The organism is Xanthomonas floridensis (genome assembly GCF_001642575.1).
GTDB lineage: Bacteria > Pseudomonadota > Gammaproteobacteria > Xanthomonadales > Xanthomonadaceae > Xanthomonas > Xanthomonas floridensis.
In genome coordinates this window covers 1-19,480 of record NZ_LXNG01000021.1, presented here as the reverse complement: position 1 = coordinate 19,480, position 19,480 = coordinate 1, and the positions used below count along the sequence as shown (strand labels likewise).

Genomic DNA, 19,480 nt, shown 5'->3' with positions numbered 1-19,480 from the left:
GTGCAGATGCTTGAATCAAAAGCCCGGTGCGTCGAGGGCGCGGTGCCCTCACCACTTGCGGGACACGCCGTGCATCCGTCCGTGGGGGCACCGCACCAGAGCGTTGGTCGGTGGAGGGGTCAAAACCTGTGTTTGCTTTGGAGTTCGAGATCGCCTTGTTCAAGGCTTGCCTGTTGCTCGAATTCGATTGAGGGGCTAACTGGACTCCCACAATCCGAACAACGCACATCGTGCATTGCTTGCACCCAGCACACCGACCATCTCGCTTGGTCTTTGCCCGCCCACCGTCGCGGGACCTTACGCGGCATGGATGCCGCGTAAGAGCCTACAAGGACGTACTTGCGGCGTGTCCTGCGATGGTGGGCGGGCAAGGGCCTTGCAGCCAAGCAACAGATAGACCGCGTTCGACCAAGCCAGGCCAAACCAGGCCGACCTCAGCACCCGGTCGTCAACCCGCTTCGCGCACCCGGGCAGTCAGCCCTTTGAGGAAGGCGCGCAGCAACTGGTCCCCGCAGGGGCGGAAGTTCTTGTGGCCGGGCTGGCGGAACAGTGCCGACAGTTCCGGCTTGGACAGCGGGAAACCGGCGCCGGCGAAGATGGCATGCATGTCCACGTCCTTCAGTTCGAAGGCCACGCGCAGCTTCTTCAGCACCAGGTTGTTGCCGACGCGGGTTTCCAGCGGGCGTGGCGGCTGGCTGTCGTCGCGGCCGCGGAAGCGCAGCACCAGGCCGTCGAGGAAGCGCGCCAGCATCGCATCGGTGCAGGGCTCGAAGCCGGGTTCGTCTTCCTTCTTCAGCCAGGCCTGTACCTGCGGCTTGTCGAGCGCGAACCCGGGGTCGGCCAGGTGGGTGATCTCCACCACCTTGTCGTCGCTGAGGTCGAGCATGTAGCGGATGCTGCGCAGTACATCGTTGTGGATCATGACCATTCCGGAGCCCCGGCCTGTGGCCGGAAAGCGCATAGTCTACGGGGCCGGAGTGAAACAAGCCTTACCGCCGGTGTGGATGCAGCACCCGGCTGGCCGCGCGGCGCGCGCTCAACTGCCGCGATAGGTGGAGTAGCCGTACGGCGAGAGCAACAGCGGCACGTGGTAATGGCCGTCGTCGGCGATGCCGAAAGCGATCGGTACCTGTTCCAGGAACGGCGGGTCGGCCAGCGCGGTGCCGGCGGCGCGCCAGTAGCCGGCGACATCGAATTCCAGCCGGTAGCGGCCCGGCGACAGGACCAGCGCGGCCAGCGCCGGGCAGCGCCCGTCCTGGTTGGTGACCGCCTCCAGGCGTAGCGTGTCGCCGGCGAACAGGCGCAGCGGCACGCCGGCCGCTGGGCGGCCCAGCGCGGTGTCCAGCACGTGGGTGGAGAGCGTGCTCATGCCACCGCCCGGGTCGGTTGCGGCCACTGGCCGACGAATTCGGGCTGGTCGTAGGCCAGATAGCGGTCGACGATGGCCTGACGGTCGTCCAGGAACAGCTGGTCGGCCACCGCCCGCCCCAGCCGTGGCAGTGCGACCTTGAGCCCGGACAGTGCCGCGGCCGACGGGCCGTGGTTGATCAGCGCCGAATAATTGAAGGCGAACAACCCGTGCAGCAGCGCGGCGTCGTCGGGCGTGCGCGGCAGCAGCTCGAAGCCCGGCCCCAGGTAGGGATGCGCATCCAGCACCGGGTTGGCCTGGCCCGGCGGTGGCTGGTAGCGGTCGGCCCAGCAGGCGATGCGCCCGGACAGCGCGGCCAGCTCCGGGCGCAGCTGCGGGTCGGTGACCAGGCCGGTGGCCACGGCCAGGAAATCGAAGCGGTGTTCGCCGTGCGGGGTGCGTACCACCACCGCGCCGTCGCGCTCGGCCACCTCCAGCCACGGCGCACCCAGATGCAGCGCAAAGCCGGCATGCGCGCAGGCACGCTGGAAGGTGTCGTTGGTGGGCGGTTGGTTGTGTGCGAAGAAGCTGGCCATCATCCGGTACTTGTCCGCATCGGGCAGGGTCAGGAAGCGCGGAATGATGCCGGCCTGTTCCATGTGGCGGAACGGGTTGATGCGCGGCAGCTCGCTGCGACGCACGAACACCTCGGCACTGGCGACACCTTGGTCCAGCGCGAAACAGGCGTTGTCGAACGCCGAAGCGCCGCCGCCCAGGATGCCCACACGCTTGCCGGCCAGTGCGGCGAAGTCGATGTGGCTTGAGGTGTGTGCGTAGCGGTGGGTGGGCAGGGCCCGGCCGATCCAGTCCGGCACCACCCACTGGCCACCGCCCTGGATGCCGGTGGCCAGGATCAGCTTGCGGGTCAGCAGCGGCGCGCCCATCGTCAGATGCAAACGGTGGATGCCGGGCGCGATGTCGGGTTCGACGCGCGCCAGCTGCGTGGCGTTGCGCACCGGCAGCCGCAGCGCCGCGCGGTACCAGCGCAGATAGTCCATCCAGCTGCCGCGCGGAATCTTGTCCAGCGCGTCCCAGGCGGCGCTGCCGTGTTGCGCCTCCCACCACGCACGGAAGGTCAGCGAGGGCACGCCCAGGTCGATCGAGGTGATCTGCTTTGGCGTGCGCAGCGTCTGCATGCGTGCGTACGTCACCCACGGGCCTTCCTGTCCGGCGGGATTTTCGTCGATGACCAGCACGTTGTGCACGCGCTCGCGTTGCAGCGCGAAGGCCGCGCCCAGGCCGCTCTGGCCGGCGCCGACGATCACCACGTCGTACACGTGGCCTGCCGGATGCACGCGCGGTTGCACCCAGGCCTCGCCGCCATGGGCCAGGCATTGCAGGTCGTGGGCGAGCGCGCGTTCGAGTTGGGCCAGGCTCATGGCAGTGCCTCCAGGCGCAGGTGGACGATCTTGCCGATCTCGGCGAGGGCGGTGGCGATCTCGGCGTCGCGCGAGGCACCCAGGCGCTGCTCCAGCGCGGCCAGGATGCCGGCCTTGTCATGCAGCCTTACGCAGATCACGAACGGGAAACCGAAACGCTGGCGATAGGCCTGGTTGAGTGCATGGAAGCGTTTGAATTCGTCTTCGCTCAACCGGTCCAGACCTGCCGATGCCTGCTCGGCAGCCGAGGCGGCAGTGAGCGTGCGGTCGATCGCCGCCTTGCCGGCCAGCTCCGGATGCGCGCGAATCAACGCCACCTGATCTTGCAGCGATGCATCGAACACCACCTGCATCAAGCCGCGATATACATCCTCGAACGGGCGACGGCGCGCGGCGCGCTCCACCACCCATGGCGAATGCTCGAACAACGCGCGATACCGCGCCACGAAGGCGGCATCGTCCAGCACCGGATCGTCGGCCACGTTCATGCGTGGGTGCCTTGCAGCGAAACATGCGCGGCCACCACTTTCCAGCCGTCGGCAAAGCGCACCCAGCTCTGGCTCTGGCGGCCGCGCGCGCTGCTGCCATCGCGCTCGAATTCGGCATGCGTGGTCGCATGGTCGCGGCCGTAGCTGTGCACTTCCACGTGCACGAGCTGGCGTTGTGGCGAGCCGCCGCGGCCGATCCGGAACGCGCGGATGGCATCGATGCCGTACAGCACCTCGCCCACGCCGTAACGCACGGTGCTGGGCGCGGCGTGGAACAGCGCATCCATTGCAGCGATGTCATCGCGCATCAATGCGCGCTCGTAGGCATGAAAGGCGTCAGTCACCTGGGCGATCACCTCGGGCAGATCGATGTCGGCAGGGGCGATGCTCATGCCGGATGCACCTGCAGCCAATGGCGTGCGATATCGATGCGCCGCGCCACCCATGCATCGCCGCTGGCCAGCACATGATCGACGAAGCGAGCTAGCGCCGCGGTACGCGCCGGCTTGCCGGCGATGCGTCCGTGCAGGCCGATCGAGAGCATGCGCCCGCCTTCGCTACGCAACTGCTCGAAGCCATCGCGCAGATAGCGAAAGAACGGCTCGCCATCGGCAAACCCGTTATAGGCGACGAATTTCATGTCGTTGGCATCCAGCGTGTACGGAACGATCAACTGCGTGCGGCCATGGCGGGCGTCGTAATACGGCACATCGTCGGCATAGCTGTCGGCGTCGTAGACAAAGCCGCCTTCTTCGGCGATCAGGCGCGCGGTGTTGGGGCTGGTGCGGCCCTGGTACCAGCCCAGCGGGCGGCTGCCGGTGACCTGGGTATGCACCGCGATGGCCTGCGCGATATGCGCGCGCTCGGTGGCCTCGTCGATATGTTGGTAGTCGATCCAGCGCAGCCCGTGGCTGGCGATTTCCCAGTCGGCGGCCTGCATCGCGGCCACTGCTTCCGGATTGGCAGCCAGCGCGTTCGCAACGCCGAACACGGTCACCGGCACGCCGCGCACGGCGAACAACCGGTGCAGCCGCCAGAACCCGGCGCGGCTGCCGTACTCGTACAGGCTTTCCATGGCCATGGCGCGTGCGCCGGGCTGCGCTTGCGCGCCGACCATTTCCGACAGAAACGCCTCCGAGCCGGCATCGCCGTTGAGCACGCAGTTTTCCGCGCCTTCCTCGTAGTTGATGACGAACTGCACCGCGATGCGCGCGCCACCCGGCCACTGCGCAGGCGGCGGTGTGGCGCCGTAGCCAACCAGGTCGCGCGCTGTGTTCATGCAGCCGGCTCCGCATGCCAAGCCGCCAGTGCGGCTTCCACCGCCAGCCCTGGCGTGCAGGCGTAGCCTTCGGCGCGCAGCACCGCTTCCAGCGCGGCCAGGGTGATCAGCACCTTGTGCTTCATCGCGTTGTAGCCCATCGCGCCGATACGCCAGATCCTGCCTTGCAGCGGGCCGAAGGCGGTGCCGATCTCGATCTCGAAATCCTCGCGCATGCGCCGGCGCACGGCGTCGTTGTCGATGCCCGGCGGGATCACCACGCCGGTGACATTGGTCATGCGATACGCATCGCTGCCGAACACCTCCAGGCCCATCGCGCGCACCCCTGCGCTCACCGCGCGGCCGGCAGCGGCGTGGCGCGCGACGCGTGCGTGCAGGCCTTCCTGCAGCGCGACGCGTGCGCATTCGCGGGCGCCGTACAGCATGGTGGTGGCTTCGGTGTGGTGGTTGAGGCGCTTGTCCGACCAGTAATCCATGATCATCGCCAGGTCGAAATAATTCGAGGCGATGCGCGGCCCGCGGCCGTTGACGATGTCCTCGCGCACGATGCCGCGTTCGACATGGCGGCGCGCGAAGATCGCCTCGGCTGCCGCGTTGGACACGGTGATCGGTGCCGAACCGGACGGCCCGCCCAGGCATTTCTGCAGGCCGCCGGTCACCACGTCCACGTCCCAGCGATCGCTGGCGATCTCCATGCCGCCGATGGTGGCGGTGGCATCCACGTAACTCAGCGCGCCGGCCTTGCGGCACAGCGCGCCCAGGCCGTCGAGCGGCTGCGCCATGGTGGTGGAGGTGTCGCCGTGCACGGTGGCCACCAGTTTGGGGGCCACGCGCTCGATGGCTTCGGCAATCGCGTCCAACGGCACCACCTCGCCCCATGGCGCCTCCACGCTGTGCACGTCGGCGCCCAGGCGTTGCAGGATTTCGGTGAGCAACAGGCCGAAGCGGCCGAAGTTGATCACCAGCACGCGGTCGCCCGGTTGCACCAGCGACACCAGTGCCGCTTCGATGCCGGCACGCGCGGTGCCGTCGACCAGAAACGTCCAGCGATTGTCCGTGCCGAACAAGGGTCGGTACAGCGCCATCACCTCGTTCATGTAGCTGGTCATTTCCGGGTCGAACTGGCCCAGCAGATCGGCCGCCATCGCGCGCAGCACGCGCGGATGCGCATTGACCGGGCCCGGCCCCATCAACAGGCGTTGTGGCGGATCGAGTTCGGCGAAGGTGTGCAGGTGACGCAGGTCAGGTGACAAGGGGGTCTCCCAGGTGTTCGATGAAGTGGCGCATGACAGCCAGGGCGACCTCGGCGTCGGCCGGGTCGACGTGTTCGTCCGGATGATGGCTGACGCCGCCGGCGCAGCGCACGAACAGGATGGCAGTCGGGCAGAGCGCGGCCATCGTCATTGCATCGTGGCCGGCGCCGGAGACCAGCCGCCGGGGGGCGATGCCTTGCGCGGCGACGGCGTGTTCGAGCCGGGTCATCAGCGCTGGTGCGCAGGGGCTGGCGGCCAGCGTCTGCAGCGGCTCGATGGCAATGGCGATGCCACGCGCCGCACCGATGCGCGCCAGTGCGTGTTCGATGGCACGCACCGCGGCGTCGCGGGTGGCGTCATCGCCGGCGCGCACGTCCAGCGTGCAGTCCACGCGGCCGGGCACCACGTTGACGGCGCCGGGTGCGAGCTGCAGCTTGCCGACGGTGGCGACCAGATCGTCGCTGCCCTCGCGCGCGATGCGTTCGATTGCCAGCAATGCTTCGGCTGCGGCGCTCAAGGCATCGCGACGCAGCGCCATCGTGGTGGTCCCGGCATGCCCGGCGCGGCCTTCAAACCGCAGCGCAAACCGCCGTTGTGCGGCGATCGCAGTAACAATACCCACCGGCAGGCCTTCGGCCTCGAGCACCGGGCCTTGTTCGATATGGGTCTCCACGTACGCCAGCACGCTGCCCGGCGCGCGCGCGGCGTGGTGGATCTGCGCGATGTCCAGATCCCATTGCGCCAGCGCGCTGGCGACGTCGATGCCGGCGGCGTCGCTCACCGCCAACGTGGTCGGGTCGAGCGTGCCGGCCACCGCGCGGCTGCAGAACATGGAGGCGGGAAAGCGCGAACCCTCTTCGTCGCCGAACGCGATGACTTCGATGGCGAATGGCAAGCGCCGCGCTTGCGCCTGCAGTGCGGCCACGCATTCGATGCCGAGCAGGATGCCGAGCGGGCCGTCGTAGCGGCCGGCATCGCGCACGCTGTCCAGATGGCTGCCGATCAGCAGCGCCGGTGCGTCGGCATGGGTGCCGTCGTAGCGGCCGATCAGGTTTGCCGCCGCGTCCAGACGCACCTGCATGCCGGCCTGGCGCATCCAGTCGCCCACCTGCGCGACGGCGGCGCGGTGCGCCGGGCTGAGCCAGGCGCGGAACAGTCCGCCGGGCGTGTCGCTGAAAGGAGCCGCGCCCAGCTCGTCGCAACGCGCCACCGCCCGCGCGCCGGACGCCGCCTGAGCGGTGGCAACCGCCGCGCTCAGCATGTGCACGCCCGGCGGGGAGGGTCTGGATGCATTGCATGCGGCAGGACCAACGCCGTGGCGGAAGGGAACATGGCTGCGTCCTTGAAAGGGAAGGCGTGGGGCCGATCCACGACGGAAGGCGGTCGTCCCGACTATACGAAGGGGTGCGTGTCGCCCCAAAGCGGTTTTTTTCGAGGTTGGCGTTGCAAAAAATGCGACGGTGCATGCGACGGCCGGACCTGCGGAGAAGGAAACCCACGCCAGCCACCCCATTCGCGATCGCCAGCGCCAGCCCGCGGGCGGGCTGCTACAGTCCTGCGGAGCATGAATCGGATTCACCAATGGCACGCGATAATTTCAAGGATCTGCTGGCGCTGATCGCCATCGTGCGGGAGGGCAGCTTCACGCGTGCCGCGGCCACGCTGGGCGTGTCGCAATCGGCGCTCAGCCACACCATCCGCGGGCTCGAAGCAACGCTGGGGCTGCGCCTGCTCACCCGCACCACCCGCAGCGTGGCACCGACCGAGGCGGGCGAACGCCTGATCCAGACCGTGGCACCGCGGTTCGCCGAGATCGAGGAAGCACTGTCGGCACTGAGCGAGATGCGTGAGACCCCGGCCGGCAACGTACGCATCACGGCCACCGACTATGCCGCGCGCGAAATCCTGTGGCCGCGGCTGGCCGTATTGCTACGGCAGTACCCTGACATCAAGCTGGAGCTGGTGGTGGACAACGGCCTGACCGATATCGTGGCCGACCGTTACGACCTGGGCGTGCGCCTGGGCGACCAGGTGGAAAAGGACATGATTGCCGCACGCATCGCGCCGGACATGCGCATGGCGCTGGTGGCGTCGCCTGCCTATCTTGCGCGCAGGCCGTTGCCGACCACGCCACAGGATCTGACCGCCCACACCTGCATCAACCTGCGCATGAAGAGCGCCGGCGGGCTCTATGCCTGGGAGCTGGAAAAAGATGGCCGCGAAGTCATCGTGCGCGTGGAGGGGCAGCTCATCTTCAACGGGATCTACGAAGCGCTCGATGCGGCGCTGGACGGTTTCGGAATTGCGTTCGTGCAGGAAGACCTGGTGCGCCCGCATCTCGAGGCCGGGCGGCTGCGTTGGCTGATGCAGGACTGGTCGCCGACCTGGCCGGGCCTGCATGCGTTCTATCCCAGCCGCCGGCACTCTTCGCCAGCATTCAATCTGGTGCTGGACGCGCTGCGTTACAAAGGGTGATGCGGTGCGCGGCATCGCAACGCAACGGCGTGCGCACCGATCAGGACAAAAGCACGGCTCATGAGTGCGCCTCATAGACCCGTGCGGCTGATCGACCTTTATCGCCTGCGGCGGCCCACGTAATCTTCGCCTCCTCCAGGCCGCACGCCAGCGCGGCCATGCCGGCGCGCTCGTCCTGTTGCCGGCTGACGCCGATGCGCTGCATCGGCTGCCATTCCACTCCCTGACTTCGCCCCGGGCCATTGCGCTTGCCGGCGGCATGAGGTCGTCGCATGTTCTTGTGAGGCTGCGTTATGCCAACCAATGCCGTTGCCACCGACACAGCGCCGCGTGATGCGGTTGCAGATCCGCGCCAGCGCTGGGGCGCGGTGGGTTCGATGTCACTGTGCGTGGCGCTGTTGATTGCAGCGGAATTCATGCCGGTGAGCCTGCTCACCCCGATTGCCGCGGATCTGCATGCCAGCCCCGGCATGGCCGGGCAGGCGATCTCGATTTCCGGGCTGTTTGCGGTGGCGGCCAGCCTGCTGATCGCGCCGCTGTCCGCGCGCATGAATCGGCGTCATGTCCTGGTCGGTCTGAGCGCGGTGATGCTGCTGTCGCTGCTGCTGATCGCAAACGCGCACAGTTTTGGCAGGTTGATGGCCGCACGTGCCTTGCTCGGCGTCACCATCGGCGGTTTCTGGGCGCTGGCGACCGCCACGGTGATGCGGATCATGCCCGAGTACGCCGTGCCGAAGGCTCTGGGCGTTGTCTACATCGGCAATGCCGTGGCCACTGCGTTCGCCGCACCGCTGGGCAGTTATCTGGGCGCATCCATCGGTTGGCGCGGTGTGTTCTGGGCAATGGTGCCATTGGTCATGCTCACCATCACCTGGCAATGGCGCAGCCTGCCGTCGATGCCCGCACGCGGGGGCGTGTCGCTGCGTGACATCGGCGGCCTGTTGAAACGCCGCTATGTTGCCCGCGCAATGCTGGCGGTGATGCTGGGGTTTGCCGGGGCATTTTGCGCCTTTACCTACTTCCGCCCATTCCTGGAGTCGGTGGCGCATGTCGATGTGTCGCAGCTGTCATTGCTGCTGCTTGGGTTGGGCCTGGCCGGTTTTGCAGGCACCTACGCTGCCACCGCATGGGTGCCCAAGCGGCTGTTCACCCTGCTTGCCGTGGTGCCGGCGGCACTGGGCGTGGTGACGTTGGCGATGCTGCTGAGTGGGCACGTGCTGTGGTTGCTGGCAGCGGCGATGATCTCTTGGGGCCTGCTCAATTCGGCGATGCCGGTCGCGTGGTCCACCTGGCTCAGCCGCTGCCTGAAGGACGCACCGGAAAGCGGCGGCGGCCTGATGGTGGCCGCGATCCAGCTCGCCATCATGCTTGGCGGTGCGTTGGGCGGCCTGCTGCTGGATCGCCTGTCGATCGGCGCCACTTTCATCGGCGCCGACGTCTTGCTGCTGGCGTCGTCGCTGATGGCCGGCCGTGGCGATCACTTGCGGCCATGAGTGGTGCGCCGATCTGCCATTGCCGTGGATGGCAGAAGGTGTACAACCCGCCTGGTTGAGGGGCCTGGTTGAGGGGCTTGGGTCCTGATCAACGCACACGCAGATGCGTGCGCCGCACAGCGCGCTAGCTGCCCATCCCGAATTGTTTGTGCAGCGCCTTGTCCAGCATCGCGCGCGGCAGAAAGCGACGTGCGAATGCGCCCTGGCGTGCGGACTTGCCAGAGGGATAGCGCAGCTTGGGACGTTGATCGCCTGCGGCCAGCACGATGGTCTGGGCCACGCTGTCGGGTGTGTCGGCGACTGCCATCGCGGCGTCGTAGGCTTTCTGGTAGCCGGCACGCAATGCATCGTAGGCTGACAGCGGGCGGTCTGCCGGCGTGGTGCTGGACTCGAAGCCGGTTCTGGTGGCGCCCGGCTCGATCACCGTTACGCGGATGCCGAAGCCGCGCACCTCGTGATCCAGCGATTCGGAATAGCCTTCCAGCGCATGTTTGCTGGCCGAGTAGTACGCACTGAAAGGCGCCGGAATAAAGCCCAGGCCCGAGCCCACGTTGAGAATGCGTCCGCTGCGCTGTGCGCGCATGATCGGCAGCACCGCATTGGTTACCCGCACCACACCGTACACGTTGGTGTCGAACAGCGCGCGCACCTGCGCGATCGAACTTTCCTCGGCGGCACCGGTGATGCCGATTCCCGCGTTGTTGACCAGCAGGTCGATGCGTCCCTCGCGGGCGTGCAGTGCGTCGATGGCCGACTGCACCGATGCGTCGTCGGTCACGTCCAGCGCCAGCAGCGGGAATCCGCGTTCACCGGCGTCGGCACCGCGCCGGCTGGTGCCATAGACGGTGTACCCGGCCGCGGCCAGCTGGGTGGCGGCCGCCAGGCCGATACCGGACGAGGCGCCGGTTACCAGTGCGACGGGTGGGTGGGAAGTCATGTGAATGTCCTCGGTGAGCGATGCGGGCGATGGAACAAGTGCGATCAGGGAACGCTGTGACAACGGGCAGGGCGGGCTGCGTGCCGCTTGCGGCGGGATGCCGGGCCGTCACGGCGTTGGCTGCGCTCGATGGCGTGCTGCCGGCCACCTGCTGCATCGCCGCCGTACCGGGTCATCCCGTCCACACCCCGGGCAGGCAGGACAGCGGGAGCAGTGGGAGCAGTGGGAGCGGCAGCCAGGAAGGTGTCAGGCAGGAAGGTGTCAGGCAGGAAGGTGTCAGGCAGGAAGGTGTCAGGCAGGAAGGTGTCAGGCAGGGTGGACATCAGCAGCGCGTCCCGGACTCGAGGCAATTAAGATGTCATTCGTAATCTAAAAAAGCAAGCAGTGAGCTTGACCGGCATCAAACTGGCGGCGACGTCGTGGTGGAGTGCCCGTCGCCCACCGGTGACCTGGGGCGGCCCTGACGGTTGGCCGCCTCAGATGCCGGCGTGCGAAAGGTGCGCGCAGTAGTGCTCCCCACCCAGGCGCAGGCACTACCCCAGATCCGCCTCAGCCCTGCCGCCAGCGCGCCACGCGGGCCAGAGTCGGCGATGAGGCAACAAGGAACGCTCTTGGCCAGCCAGCAGATCCGGCGTGGGTGTGCGCCCGCTGGTCAAGGTGGTCAACGCTGATGGGAACAGGGATTCCATCAGGCTGCCGCACGCAGGCCCGGGGCGGCCGCCATGCCGATGCCGATGCAGCGTTAGGTCCCTTGGGCCGGAGGCGCCTCGCCGAGTTCCTGGCGTAATGCGTCGACGCACTCGTCGACGAAGCGGCGCACCTTGGACGAGCCGCGACGTCCTTCCACATGCACCACATGCACCGGTTCCGGTGCGATTTCGAACTCTTCCAGCACGCAGGCGAGTTGCCCGCTGCGCAAATGCTCGCGCACCTGGTAGGACGGCACCTGGGTCAGCCCCCATCCCTGCAGTGCGGCGTGGATGGCGGCGTTGGAGGCGCTGACGCTGAGCCGCGCGCCCACATCCACCAGATGCTCGCGCCCTTCCACCCGGAACGGCCAGCGCGGCGCGCGTTCGGCCGATGAGATCGTCACCGTGGCGTGTTGCATCAGCGCATCCGGATGCGGCGGAATGCCGTGCGCGCGCAGATAAGCGGGCGTGGCACACACCATGCGGCGGACACTGCCGACCGGGATGGCGGTCAGCGACGAATCGGGCAACGCACCGATCCGCACGGCCACATCGATGCCCTCATCCAGCAGTGCCATCACCCGGTCCAGCAGGATGGCGCGTACCTGCACCTGCGGGTAGCGCTGCAGGAAGCGTGTGACCACCGGCATCACGTGCAGGGCGCCGAACATCTGCGGTGCGGTCACGGTGAGCACGCCGCCGGGCAGCGCGTGCAATCCGGCCGCGCGGGTTTCCAGTTCGTCCAGCTCGCTCAGCAGGCGCCGGCAATCGCTGGCGTACTGCTGGCCGGCTTCGGTGAGCCGCATGGTGCGGGTGCTGCGGACCACCAGCAGCACACCAAGGCGGCGCTCCAGCTGCGCAATGGTACGGGTGACCGTGGCGGTGGAAATGCCGAGCTTGCGTGCCACCGCGGCAAAGCTCGCCTGCTCGGTCAGCGCCGCAAAGAGCGTCATTTCCTGGATGCGATCCACCGGTGCCTCGCGCTCGACCATCATCTTCGACAAGACGCGAAGCCTAGCAGCCCGCGGTGATCGCGCCGCCAAGCTGCGCGTCCCGCATGCCTGCAAGCGCAACCGCCGGGCGCGGCATTGCGCGCCACGCAATGCTCCATTCAACGCCATGGTGGTTCTCGCGCCACGCCGGCAGACCTAGCATGGCCGCCATTCCCCCCCCCTCCCGGATCACATGCACGCCGAGTCGCCCACCACGTTCACGCCACACGACGTTTCGGCACTGCGCGAGCGCCGCCGTTTCCTGCGCGCGTCCTGGATCGGCACTGCACTGGCGCTGGGTGCCGGTGTACTGCGAGCGGCCGATGGGCCCGGCCACCATTTCCCATCCCTTGAAGGAGACAGCATGTCCCACGATCCCACCCAGCGCGTCCGCTATCGCACCCAGCAGGTTGGCGATGTCGAGGTGTTCTACCGTGAAGCGGGGCGCAAGGACGCGCCGGTCGTGTTGCTGCTGCATGGTTTTCCCAGCGCCAGCCACATGTTCCGCGACCTGATGCCGTTGCTGGCAGGCCGGTACCGCCTGATCGCGCCGGACCTGCCTGGCTTCGGCATGACCAAGGCGCCGCCGCGCGGGCAGTTCGAGTACACCTTCGACGCGCTCTACAAGGTGATCGAAGGCTTCACCGACGCGCTGGGCCTGGACCGCTATGCGCTGTACGTCTTCGACTACGGCGCGCCGGTGGGCCTGCGCCTGGCGGCCGCGAACCCGCACAAGGTCAGCGCCATCATCAGCCAGAACGGCAATGCCTATCTGGAGGGCTTCAGCGACCAGTGGGATGCATGGCAGGCGTACTGGCGCGAGCCGACGGACGCCAATCGCCAGGCTTGCCGTGCCTCATTGTCGGCGCAGACCATCCGTGAGTGGCAGTACGGCACCGGTGTGGACCCGAGCAGGCTCTCGCCCGACGGCTACACCCTGGATATCGCCTACATGGCGCGCCCGGGCGCCGAAGAGATCCAGCTGGATCTGATCCTGGACTACCGCAGCAACCTGCAGGCCTATCCGGCGTTCCAGGCGTATTTCCGCGCCCATCAGCCGCCGTTGCTGGCGGTGTGGGGCAAGCACGATCCGGCATTTGTGCCGGCCGGCGCGCAGGCCTATCGCACCGATCTGCCGAACGCCGAAGTGCACCTGCTCGACACCGGCCACTTTGCGCTGGAAACCCATGCGGGCGAGATTGCACAGATCATCGGCAAGTTCCTGCCGCGCGCGCTGCAGACGGCGACCTGAGTCGCCGGCATCGGGTTGGGGGATGCATTCAAGAGGCGGGCCGCTGTCATGCTTGCTGTGCGTGGAAGACAATGACAAGCGGCTCCAGCCAGGCCACCGGTGGCCGCAGCACGTGCCGGCCGATCCTGCAGACGGCCGGGCTGCGCGATCAACGGCTACCCGCGTGCCTGCCAGACCTAATCGGCAGACAGCGAGCCCAGGGTGAAGCTGGACACCGCGTTGACCTTGCCGCGCCAGAGCACGCCGCGGTTGCTTGGCAGCGGCTGGCCGCCGGGTGAGAAGCAACGCGCATCGATCAGGTGGATAAACTGCGGCGGTGCGCTGCTCTGCTGGCTGTCGTCATCGGCGTCGTAAATGCTGGCATGGCTGGCGAATGCAAGACGAATGTCTTCTTTCTCCTCGTCACTACCGGGAAACGCCGCAGAAAATTCCTGTGCAAAGGCTTCGAAGTACTGCTTGCCGCTCACCAGCTGGCCCGAGACGATCACGCCTTCCACAAACAGGGTGATGCCGAACTGCGTATTGGAAGCGTTGGCAATGCCGACCAGCTTCTGCAGATACCAATCCACGCTCTGGCCGTCGAACGCCAGCTTGACGTCTTCCAGCGACGGTTGATGTTGTTCCTGGTCTGTCATGGTGCTCTCCTCTGGTTGGATTCGACGACGCGTCGTGCGCATGGCGGATCTGGATCACTGACCATGCGTGCGCAAGCATGGCACACGTCTTCCCGCAGTGACTGCGGCCGGGTTCGCTCCGGCCGTGTCGAAAGCACCGTGTTGTGATGCATGAACGCCTGTGCCGCCTGCACGCGGCCTGGCGTCGGCGTGGCAAGGCCGCGGTGATCGCATGCCGCCTGCCGTGCTCACCACCCTGCAACAACACCGTCTGAGCGCGGGTCGCTGGCGCCGCTGATCACGCCATCGGCCTGCCGCACCAGTGCACCGGCGTGCCCCATCACCGCCGTGTAGGCAGGCAGCAGTTCCACCGCATGCCCGGCCTCCCGCAAGGCCTGCACCAGCGCTGGATCGAAGCGGTCTTCCAGCTTCAACGTGGTGCTGTCCTCGCCCCAGGTGCGGCCGAGCAGCCAGCGCGGTGCGGTGATGGCCTGCTGTAGCGGCATGCCGTAACGGGCGTAACGCGAGAACAGCGCTGCCTGGGTTTGCGGTTGGCCTTCGCCGCCCATGGTGCCGTAGGCCATGACGCGGCCATCGTCGAAGGTGGCCAGTGCCGGGTTGAGGGTGTGGAAGGGTTTGCGCCCCGGCGCGAGCGCGTTCCAGCCGTCTGCCGCCAGGCGGAAGCTGCAGCCGCGGTTCTGCCAGGTGATGCCGGTGCGCGGCAGCACCAGGCCGGAGCCAAACTCGAAGTAGGTGGACTGGATGCAGCTGACCGCACGCCCGGCGGCGTCGATGGCGCCGAACCACACGGTATCGCCGGCCTGCGAGGGGTGTGGCCAGGGCAGGGCACGGGTCATGTCGATGCGTGCGGCCAGGGCGTCGAGCGCGGCGCTGTCGTCCAGCAACGCCTGCGCATCCAGCGTCATCCACGCCGGGTCGCCGATCTGCGCATCGCGGATCAGGAAGGCCTGCTTGGTGGCTTCGATCAAGCCATGCACATGTGCAAGGCTGTCGGCCTGGGTCACCTGCAGGCGGTCGAACAACGCCAGGATCAGCAACGAGGCCAGGCCCTGGGTGGGTGGCGCGTGGTTGTAGACGCGTGCACCGGCAATGCCCACCGACAACGGTACGCTGCGATCGGCGCGGTGCGCGGCCAGGTCGTCGGCATGCAGCGGGCTGCCGAGCGCATGCAGGTCGGTGGCGATGTCGGCGGCCAGTTCACCGCGATAGAAGCTGTCCAGGCCGGCGTCGGCCAGCCGCTGCAGGGTGTGTGCCAGCTGCGGTTGCTGCAGCAGCGCGCCCTCGCGCAGGGGCACGCCGTGGGGTTCGAAGATGCGTGCGTAGGCGCCGGGCTGGCAGCGCAGCGCGTCGCCCTTGCTGGCCGCGATCTGCGCGCCGCCGGCAGTGACCGGCACGCCGGCGCCGGCATGGTGGATGGCATCGGCGAGCAGGCGCTGCAGCGGCAGCCGGCCATCGGCCTGTTGCAGCGCCAATGCCCAGCCGGAGACGGCTCCGGCCACGGTATTGGCCGCACCGGGGCCGCGCCACGGGATGCCGGCCTGGCCGGCGTAGAAGTCCAGGGTCGCTGCACGCGCGGCGCGGCCGCAGGCATCGATGGCGTGGACGCGTCCATCGGGCTCGCGGATCAGCCAGAAGCCGTCGCCGCCGATGCCGGTCATGTGCGGGTACACCACGGCCAGGCAGGCGGCGGTGGCAACGGCCGCTTCGATGGCGGTGCCGCCGTCGCGCAACACATCGCGGCCGGCCTGTGCGGCCAGGTGATGCGGGGCCACCACCATGCCGCGGCAGGCGCGCAAGGTCTGCAGCATCACTGGCCCTCCGCGGGGGGGCTGAAGGCCAGGTGCCCATCGCGTTCGAGCTGCGCGGCGAGGGCGAACAGGCGATCTTCGCGGCCGGGCGCGGCGACCAGCTGCACGCCCAACGGCAGGCGCCCCGGACGCGGCAGCGGCGCGGCCAGCACCGGGCACCCGGCCAGGCCAAGCGGCTGGGTGAAGATGCCCAGGTTGGCGCGTGCCGAGACTGGCAGGCCATCGATCTGGATGGTGTCTTGATCGATGCGCGGCGCCACGCACGGCGTGGCGGGGGCGATCAGCACGTCCACCACGTCCCACAGCGCCCGCATCGCGTTGGTGAACCAGCGGGCGAACGCCTGCGCATCGGCCACTGCGCTGGCCGGCAGCTGCAACCCGGCCAGCAAGCGGTCGCGCGTGGCCGGGTCGAACTGCTCGGCCTGCGTCCCCAGGGCGGCGCGATGGCGATGGCCACCTTCGGCGGCGGTCAGCACGAAGGCCGCCGCGCGGGCACGCTCGGCTTCCGGCAACTGGATCATCGCGGTGCTGTTGCAGGCCTGCATCAATGCGCCCAGGCCGGTCTCCAGCTCGGGATCGTGATTGTGCTGGAACCAGCCGCCAAGCCGGGCGATGCGCAGCGTGTCGGCAGCGCAGGCCGCAACGGGCTGTCCAAGCACCACTTCGTGTACGCGGCGCAGATCGGCCACCGAGGTCGCCAATGGCCCCACCACGTCCAGCGCATCGACGAACGGAAACACGCCCTCCAGCGGAAGTGCGCCATGCGTCGGGCGCAGGCCATACACGCCGCATAACGCGGCGGGCACGCGGATCGAGCCGTTGGTGTCCGAGCCCAGCGCGAACGGCACCAGCCCCGCTGCCACCGCCGCCGCCGAGCCACCCGACGAGCCGCCGGCCAGATGCCGGTGATCGTGCGGGTTGGCGGTGGTGCCGTAATGTGCGTTGACGGTGGCAAAGCCGTAGGCGAATTCGTCCATGTTGGCGGTGCCCACCAGCACCGCACCGGCATCGCTCAGGCGTTGCACCACCGCCGCATCGCGATGGGCCGGCGCGCAGTGCGCGCGTAGCGCCGCGCCGGCGGTGGTGACCTGGCCGGCGACATCGAACAGGTCCTTGACCACGAACGGCACGCCCGCCAGCGCACCGCCATCGCTGCCACCGGTCAGCGCCGACTGCACGCGCGCGGCATCGGCGGCGGCGCGCGCCGGCAGCAGGCGGGTGATCGCACACAGGCGGTCGTTGGCCTGGTGGATGCGCGCCAGGGTCTGGGTGGCCAGGCGCGCGGCTTGCGCGGGCTGGCTGCGCGTGGTGGCGACGATGGCTGCGATCCGGCCCTGCGGGCCAGCCGTGTCATGGGGTGCGGCGCGTGGCGGGGTGAAGCTGGCCAACACGTGCGCATGGCCGCGCAGGATGTCGGTATTGCGATCGATGCCGGCTTGCCACTGCGCTGGGAGTTGCATGGGTCACCTTGGGGTTGGGAATCGGGAATCGGGAATCGGGAATCGAATCGGGAATTGGGAATTGGGAATTGGGAATTGGGAATTGGGAATGGGGAATGGGGAATGGGGAATTGTTTTTTTGGTTGATTGCAGTCGATGGGTTTGTTGATGGTGCGTGGGAACGAGCTGTAATTGACTGCAAGACAGCGCATGAGCTGAGTAATTTGGTGAATTGCAGTTGATGACTGGATGAGGCCTGCACTGAGGATGGAAGGTCTCGGGGAAGCGCGTTAGTGCGGTGATGCTGGGGCGTTGTCGGGGTGCCGCTGCGCGATCTAAGCATGCGGGGGCGGCGTGAGGCGTCGTTTTGTCTCAGCGCCGGCATCTGCCCGCTTCCTGCGCGAGAGGAACTAGGGCGAGTGGTTTTCCGGCCGGTTGACGAGGTGTCAGGCGCGCGCTGGATCGCGTTCTACCTACGCAATGCGCGATAGGTCGTGATCAATTCCCTCATCTGTGCCGCGTGCGGCTTGGTCCGGTGGCAGCGGAGGTAACGGCCTGCCCACGGCCGGCGGCTGCGGTGCGGTGAGGCGGTCCACCAGAAGGTGTTCGAACGCCTCCACATCCACCGCATGCACCACCGTCTGCGCCTGCTCGCCCAGGCCGGGTTGGTAGCCCGGTGCCCATGACAGGATGTCGCCATAGCCCGCGTCGAAGGCAGTGTTGGTATCCACGTACACCGTATCGGTGCGGGTTGCGAGTTCCGGCCGCAGCCACAGCGCCGTGGCCAGCTCATCCCACATCGGAAAGCCCGGCTCGCGTCGGCGCAGTGCATGCCCGATCGCGGTGTCGGCGGCGCTCATGCGCGCGAGCAGTTGCGGGGTGAGTTCGGTGGCGGTGGAAGGGTCCACCGGCACCATGGTGATCTTGCGCCACGGGGCATGCATGACGATGCGGGCGGCTTCCGGATCCCAGCGGATATTGAATTCGCGGCGGGGCGAATTGACGAATTCACGCGCGAATTGCTGTGCGCTCACGCTGCTGCGCTGCTGCCGCGGATTGAGGCTGCCGCCCATGTAGACCAGTTCGCGTGCCAGCGTGGCGAACGCCGGGTCCAGCGATTGCGCCAGCGCCAGATTGGTCAGCGGGCCGGTGGCAATGATGCTCACCTCGCCCGGATACTGGCGCACCATGCGCAGCATGAACAACGCGGCCGGCTCGTCGGCCGGGTGCACCACGCTGGGATTGCCCAGCGCCAGGTCGGGCACCACATCGTGTGCGTGATAGCGCGGCGCGCTCTGCACGGTGTCGCCGTCCACCCACTGCCGCGTCCACGCACCTTTCCAGACCAGCTTGCCGTACAGCGCTTCCCAGCGCTCGGTGGCGGCCTCGCTGTTGAGCAGCGGATGCACCGGACCCGGCAGCACCGGAATCTGCTGATGGCCGGCCAGTTCCAGCAGGCGGCAGGTATGCGCCAGCACTTCGTCGCGCCAGATATTGCCGCTCACCGCGCTGATGCCGAGCACCTCGACCTCGGGCGATTGCAACAGCAGGACATGCGCAGGCGTGAAGCCATCGATATCGTCTTCGAGGATGACGCGGCGTCTGGATGCGGTGGCGTTCGGGTCGGTCATTGCGCTTCGGTCGTGGAGGTGGAATGGGGTGCAGCGGAGATGGAGCGGACGTTGCATGAGCAGGCGCGTGCCTGCGCGCGATGTAGCGTTAGGGATGGTCTGATCAACGCCATCGGAGGATGAGGTAAGCCGCATCGGTCGCGCCAATGACGCTCAGGCCTGCGGTTTTTGGCCGTTTCCGGCGCATGTGCGCGATGTTGCCCCTGCTACAGGCACACCTTCCCCACGGCAGGCAGTAACTGCTTTCGCTTCAGCCACAGATTCGACAGCGCGAACAGCGTCAGCACCTGCGCGGTATTCTTCGCCAAGCCGCGATAGCGCA

General features: G+C 67.8%; 19 protein-coding genes and 1 pseudogene. 3 read left to right on the top strand and 17 right to left on the bottom strand.

All coding sequences use genetic code 11. The annotated features are described in order from the left end of the window. Positions 1 to 448: 448 nt before the first annotated feature. The 8 genes from A7D17_RS12875 to A7D17_RS12840 all read right to left on the bottom strand — a co-directional run bounded on the left by A7D17_RS12875 (position 449) and on the right by A7D17_RS12840 (position 7,017). On the bottom strand, positions 449 to 922 hold the full coding sequence (locus A7D17_RS12875; RefSeq protein ID WP_064509502.1) for a YehS family protein: 474 nt from the start codon (positions 920 to 922) through the stop codon (positions 449 to 451). Positions 923 to 1,036: 114 nt separating this feature from the next. Beyond that, on the bottom strand, positions 1,037 to 1,369 hold the full coding sequence (gene uraH, locus A7D17_RS12870) for a hydroxyisourate hydrolase (protein WP_064509501.1): 333 nt from the start codon (positions 1,367 to 1,369) through the stop codon (positions 1,037 to 1,039). Next, a complete protein-coding gene (hpyO, locus tag A7D17_RS12865; protein ID WP_064509456.1) occupies positions 1,366 to 2,787 on the bottom strand; it encodes an FAD-dependent urate hydroxylase HpyO in 1,422 nt (473 codons plus the stop codon). Before hpyO ends, uraH begins: the two co-directional genes overlap by 4 nt. After that, complete coding sequence (gene uraD, locus A7D17_RS12860; protein ID WP_064509455.1) at positions 2,784 to 3,275, bottom strand: 2-oxo-4-hydroxy-4-carboxy-5-ureidoimidazoline decarboxylase; 492 nt, start codon at positions 3,273 to 3,275, stop codon at positions 2,784 to 2,786. The genes hpyO and uraD overlap by 4 nt, the downstream gene beginning before the upstream one ends. After that, positions 3,272 to 3,667, bottom strand: coding sequence for an oxalurate catabolism protein HpxZ (hpxZ, locus tag A7D17_RS12855; RefSeq protein ID WP_064509454.1), 396 nt, complete (start codon positions 3,665 to 3,667; stop codon positions 3,272 to 3,274). Before hpxZ ends, uraD begins: the two co-directional genes overlap by 4 nt. Continuing rightward, positions 3,664 to 4,554, bottom strand: a complete 891-nt coding sequence (puuE, locus tag A7D17_RS12850; protein WP_064509453.1) for an allantoinase PuuE — start codon at positions 4,552 to 4,554, stop codon at positions 3,664 to 3,666. Before puuE ends, hpxZ begins: the two co-directional genes overlap by 4 nt. After that, positions 4,551 to 5,807 (bottom strand): pyridoxal-phosphate-dependent aminotransferase family protein, encoded by a 1,257-nt coding sequence (locus tag A7D17_RS12845; RefSeq protein ID WP_064509452.1) that lies wholly within the window; start codon positions 5,805 to 5,807, stop codon positions 4,551 to 4,553. Before A7D17_RS12845 ends, puuE begins: the two co-directional genes overlap by 4 nt. After that, positions 5,797 to 7,017: an allantoate amidohydrolase gene (locus tag A7D17_RS12840; RefSeq protein WP_239692189.1), complete on the bottom strand. Its 1,221-nt coding sequence runs from the start codon at positions 7,015 to 7,017 to the stop codon at positions 5,797 to 5,799. Before A7D17_RS12840 ends, A7D17_RS12845 begins: the two co-directional genes overlap by 11 nt. Positions 7,018 to 7,388: 371 nt before the next feature. On the opposite strand from A7D17_RS12840, the gene A7D17_RS12835 reads away from it, so the two are divergent. Both A7D17_RS12835 and A7D17_RS12830 read left to right on the top strand, forming a co-directional pair. Continuing rightward, a complete protein-coding gene (locus A7D17_RS12835) occupies positions 7,389 to 8,282 on the top strand; it encodes a LysR family transcriptional regulator (RefSeq protein ID WP_064509450.1) in 894 nt (297 codons plus the stop codon). A gap of 293 nt (positions 8,283 to 8,575) precedes the next feature. Continuing rightward, a complete protein-coding gene (locus A7D17_RS12830) occupies positions 8,576 to 9,775 on the top strand; it encodes an MFS transporter (RefSeq protein ID WP_064509449.1) in 1,200 nt (399 codons plus the stop codon). A gap of 124 nt (positions 9,776 to 9,899) precedes the next feature. Here the strand turns inward: A7D17_RS12830 and A7D17_RS12825 are convergent, their stop codons facing one another. The 4 genes from A7D17_RS12825 to A7D17_RS24870 form a co-directional block, all read right to left on the bottom strand. Continuing rightward, positions 9,900 to 10,712, bottom strand: coding sequence for an oxidoreductase (locus tag A7D17_RS12825; protein ID WP_064509448.1), 813 nt, complete (start codon positions 10,710 to 10,712; stop codon positions 9,900 to 9,902). A 44-nt stretch (positions 10,713 to 10,756) separates the two neighbouring features. Next, the gene (locus A7D17_RS24455; RefSeq protein WP_161946546.1) at positions 10,757 to 11,035 is read right to left on the bottom strand and encodes a hypothetical protein; all 279 of its coding nucleotides are present in this window, start codon (positions 11,033 to 11,035) and stop codon (positions 10,757 to 10,759) included. Between the two features lie 419 nt (positions 11,036 to 11,454). After that, a complete protein-coding gene (locus A7D17_RS12820; RefSeq protein ID WP_064509447.1) occupies positions 11,455 to 12,396 on the bottom strand; it encodes a LysR substrate-binding domain-containing protein in 942 nt (313 codons plus the stop codon). Between the two features lie 19 nt (positions 12,397 to 12,415). Beyond that, a complete protein-coding gene (locus A7D17_RS24870) occupies positions 12,416 to 12,733 on the bottom strand; it encodes a hypothetical protein (protein ID WP_239692185.1) in 318 nt (105 codons plus the stop codon). Positions 12,734 to 12,757: 24 nt separating this feature from the next. Between A7D17_RS24870 and A7D17_RS12810 the strand changes: the two genes are divergently transcribed. Beyond that, on the top strand, positions 12,758 to 13,645 hold the full coding sequence (locus A7D17_RS12810) for an alpha/beta fold hydrolase (protein WP_239692184.1): 888 nt from the start codon (positions 12,758 to 12,760) through the stop codon (positions 13,643 to 13,645). 176 nt (positions 13,646 to 13,821) lie between these two features. On the opposite strand, the gene gvpU is transcribed toward A7D17_RS12810, so the two are convergent. The 5 genes and pseudogenes from gvpU to A7D17_RS23680 all read right to left on the bottom strand — a co-directional run. After that, a complete protein-coding gene (gvpU, locus tag A7D17_RS12805) occupies positions 13,822 to 14,280 on the bottom strand; it encodes a gas vesicle accessory protein GvpU (protein ID WP_064509444.1) in 459 nt (152 codons plus the stop codon). Positions 14,281 to 14,507: 227 nt separating this feature from the next. After that, positions 14,508 to 16,088, bottom strand: coding sequence for a gamma-glutamyltransferase family protein (locus A7D17_RS12800; RefSeq protein ID WP_064509443.1), 1,581 nt, complete (start codon positions 16,086 to 16,088; stop codon positions 14,508 to 14,510). Next, on the bottom strand, positions 16,088 to 17,548 hold the full coding sequence (locus tag A7D17_RS12795) for an AtzE family amidohydrolase (RefSeq protein ID WP_064509442.1): 1,461 nt from the start codon (positions 17,546 to 17,548) through the stop codon (positions 16,088 to 16,090). Before A7D17_RS12795 ends, A7D17_RS12800 begins: the two co-directional genes overlap by 1 nt. A gap of 452 nt (positions 17,549 to 18,000) precedes the next feature. Beyond that, positions 18,001 to 19,158, bottom strand: a complete 1,158-nt coding sequence (locus tag A7D17_RS12790; RefSeq protein ID WP_064509441.1) for a nucleoside hydrolase — start codon at positions 19,156 to 19,158, stop codon at positions 18,001 to 18,003. Positions 19,159 to 19,364: 206 nt separating this feature from the next. After that, positions 19,365 to 19,480: pseudogene (locus tag A7D17_RS23680) on the bottom strand (IS5/IS1182 family transposase); the annotation flags it as partial.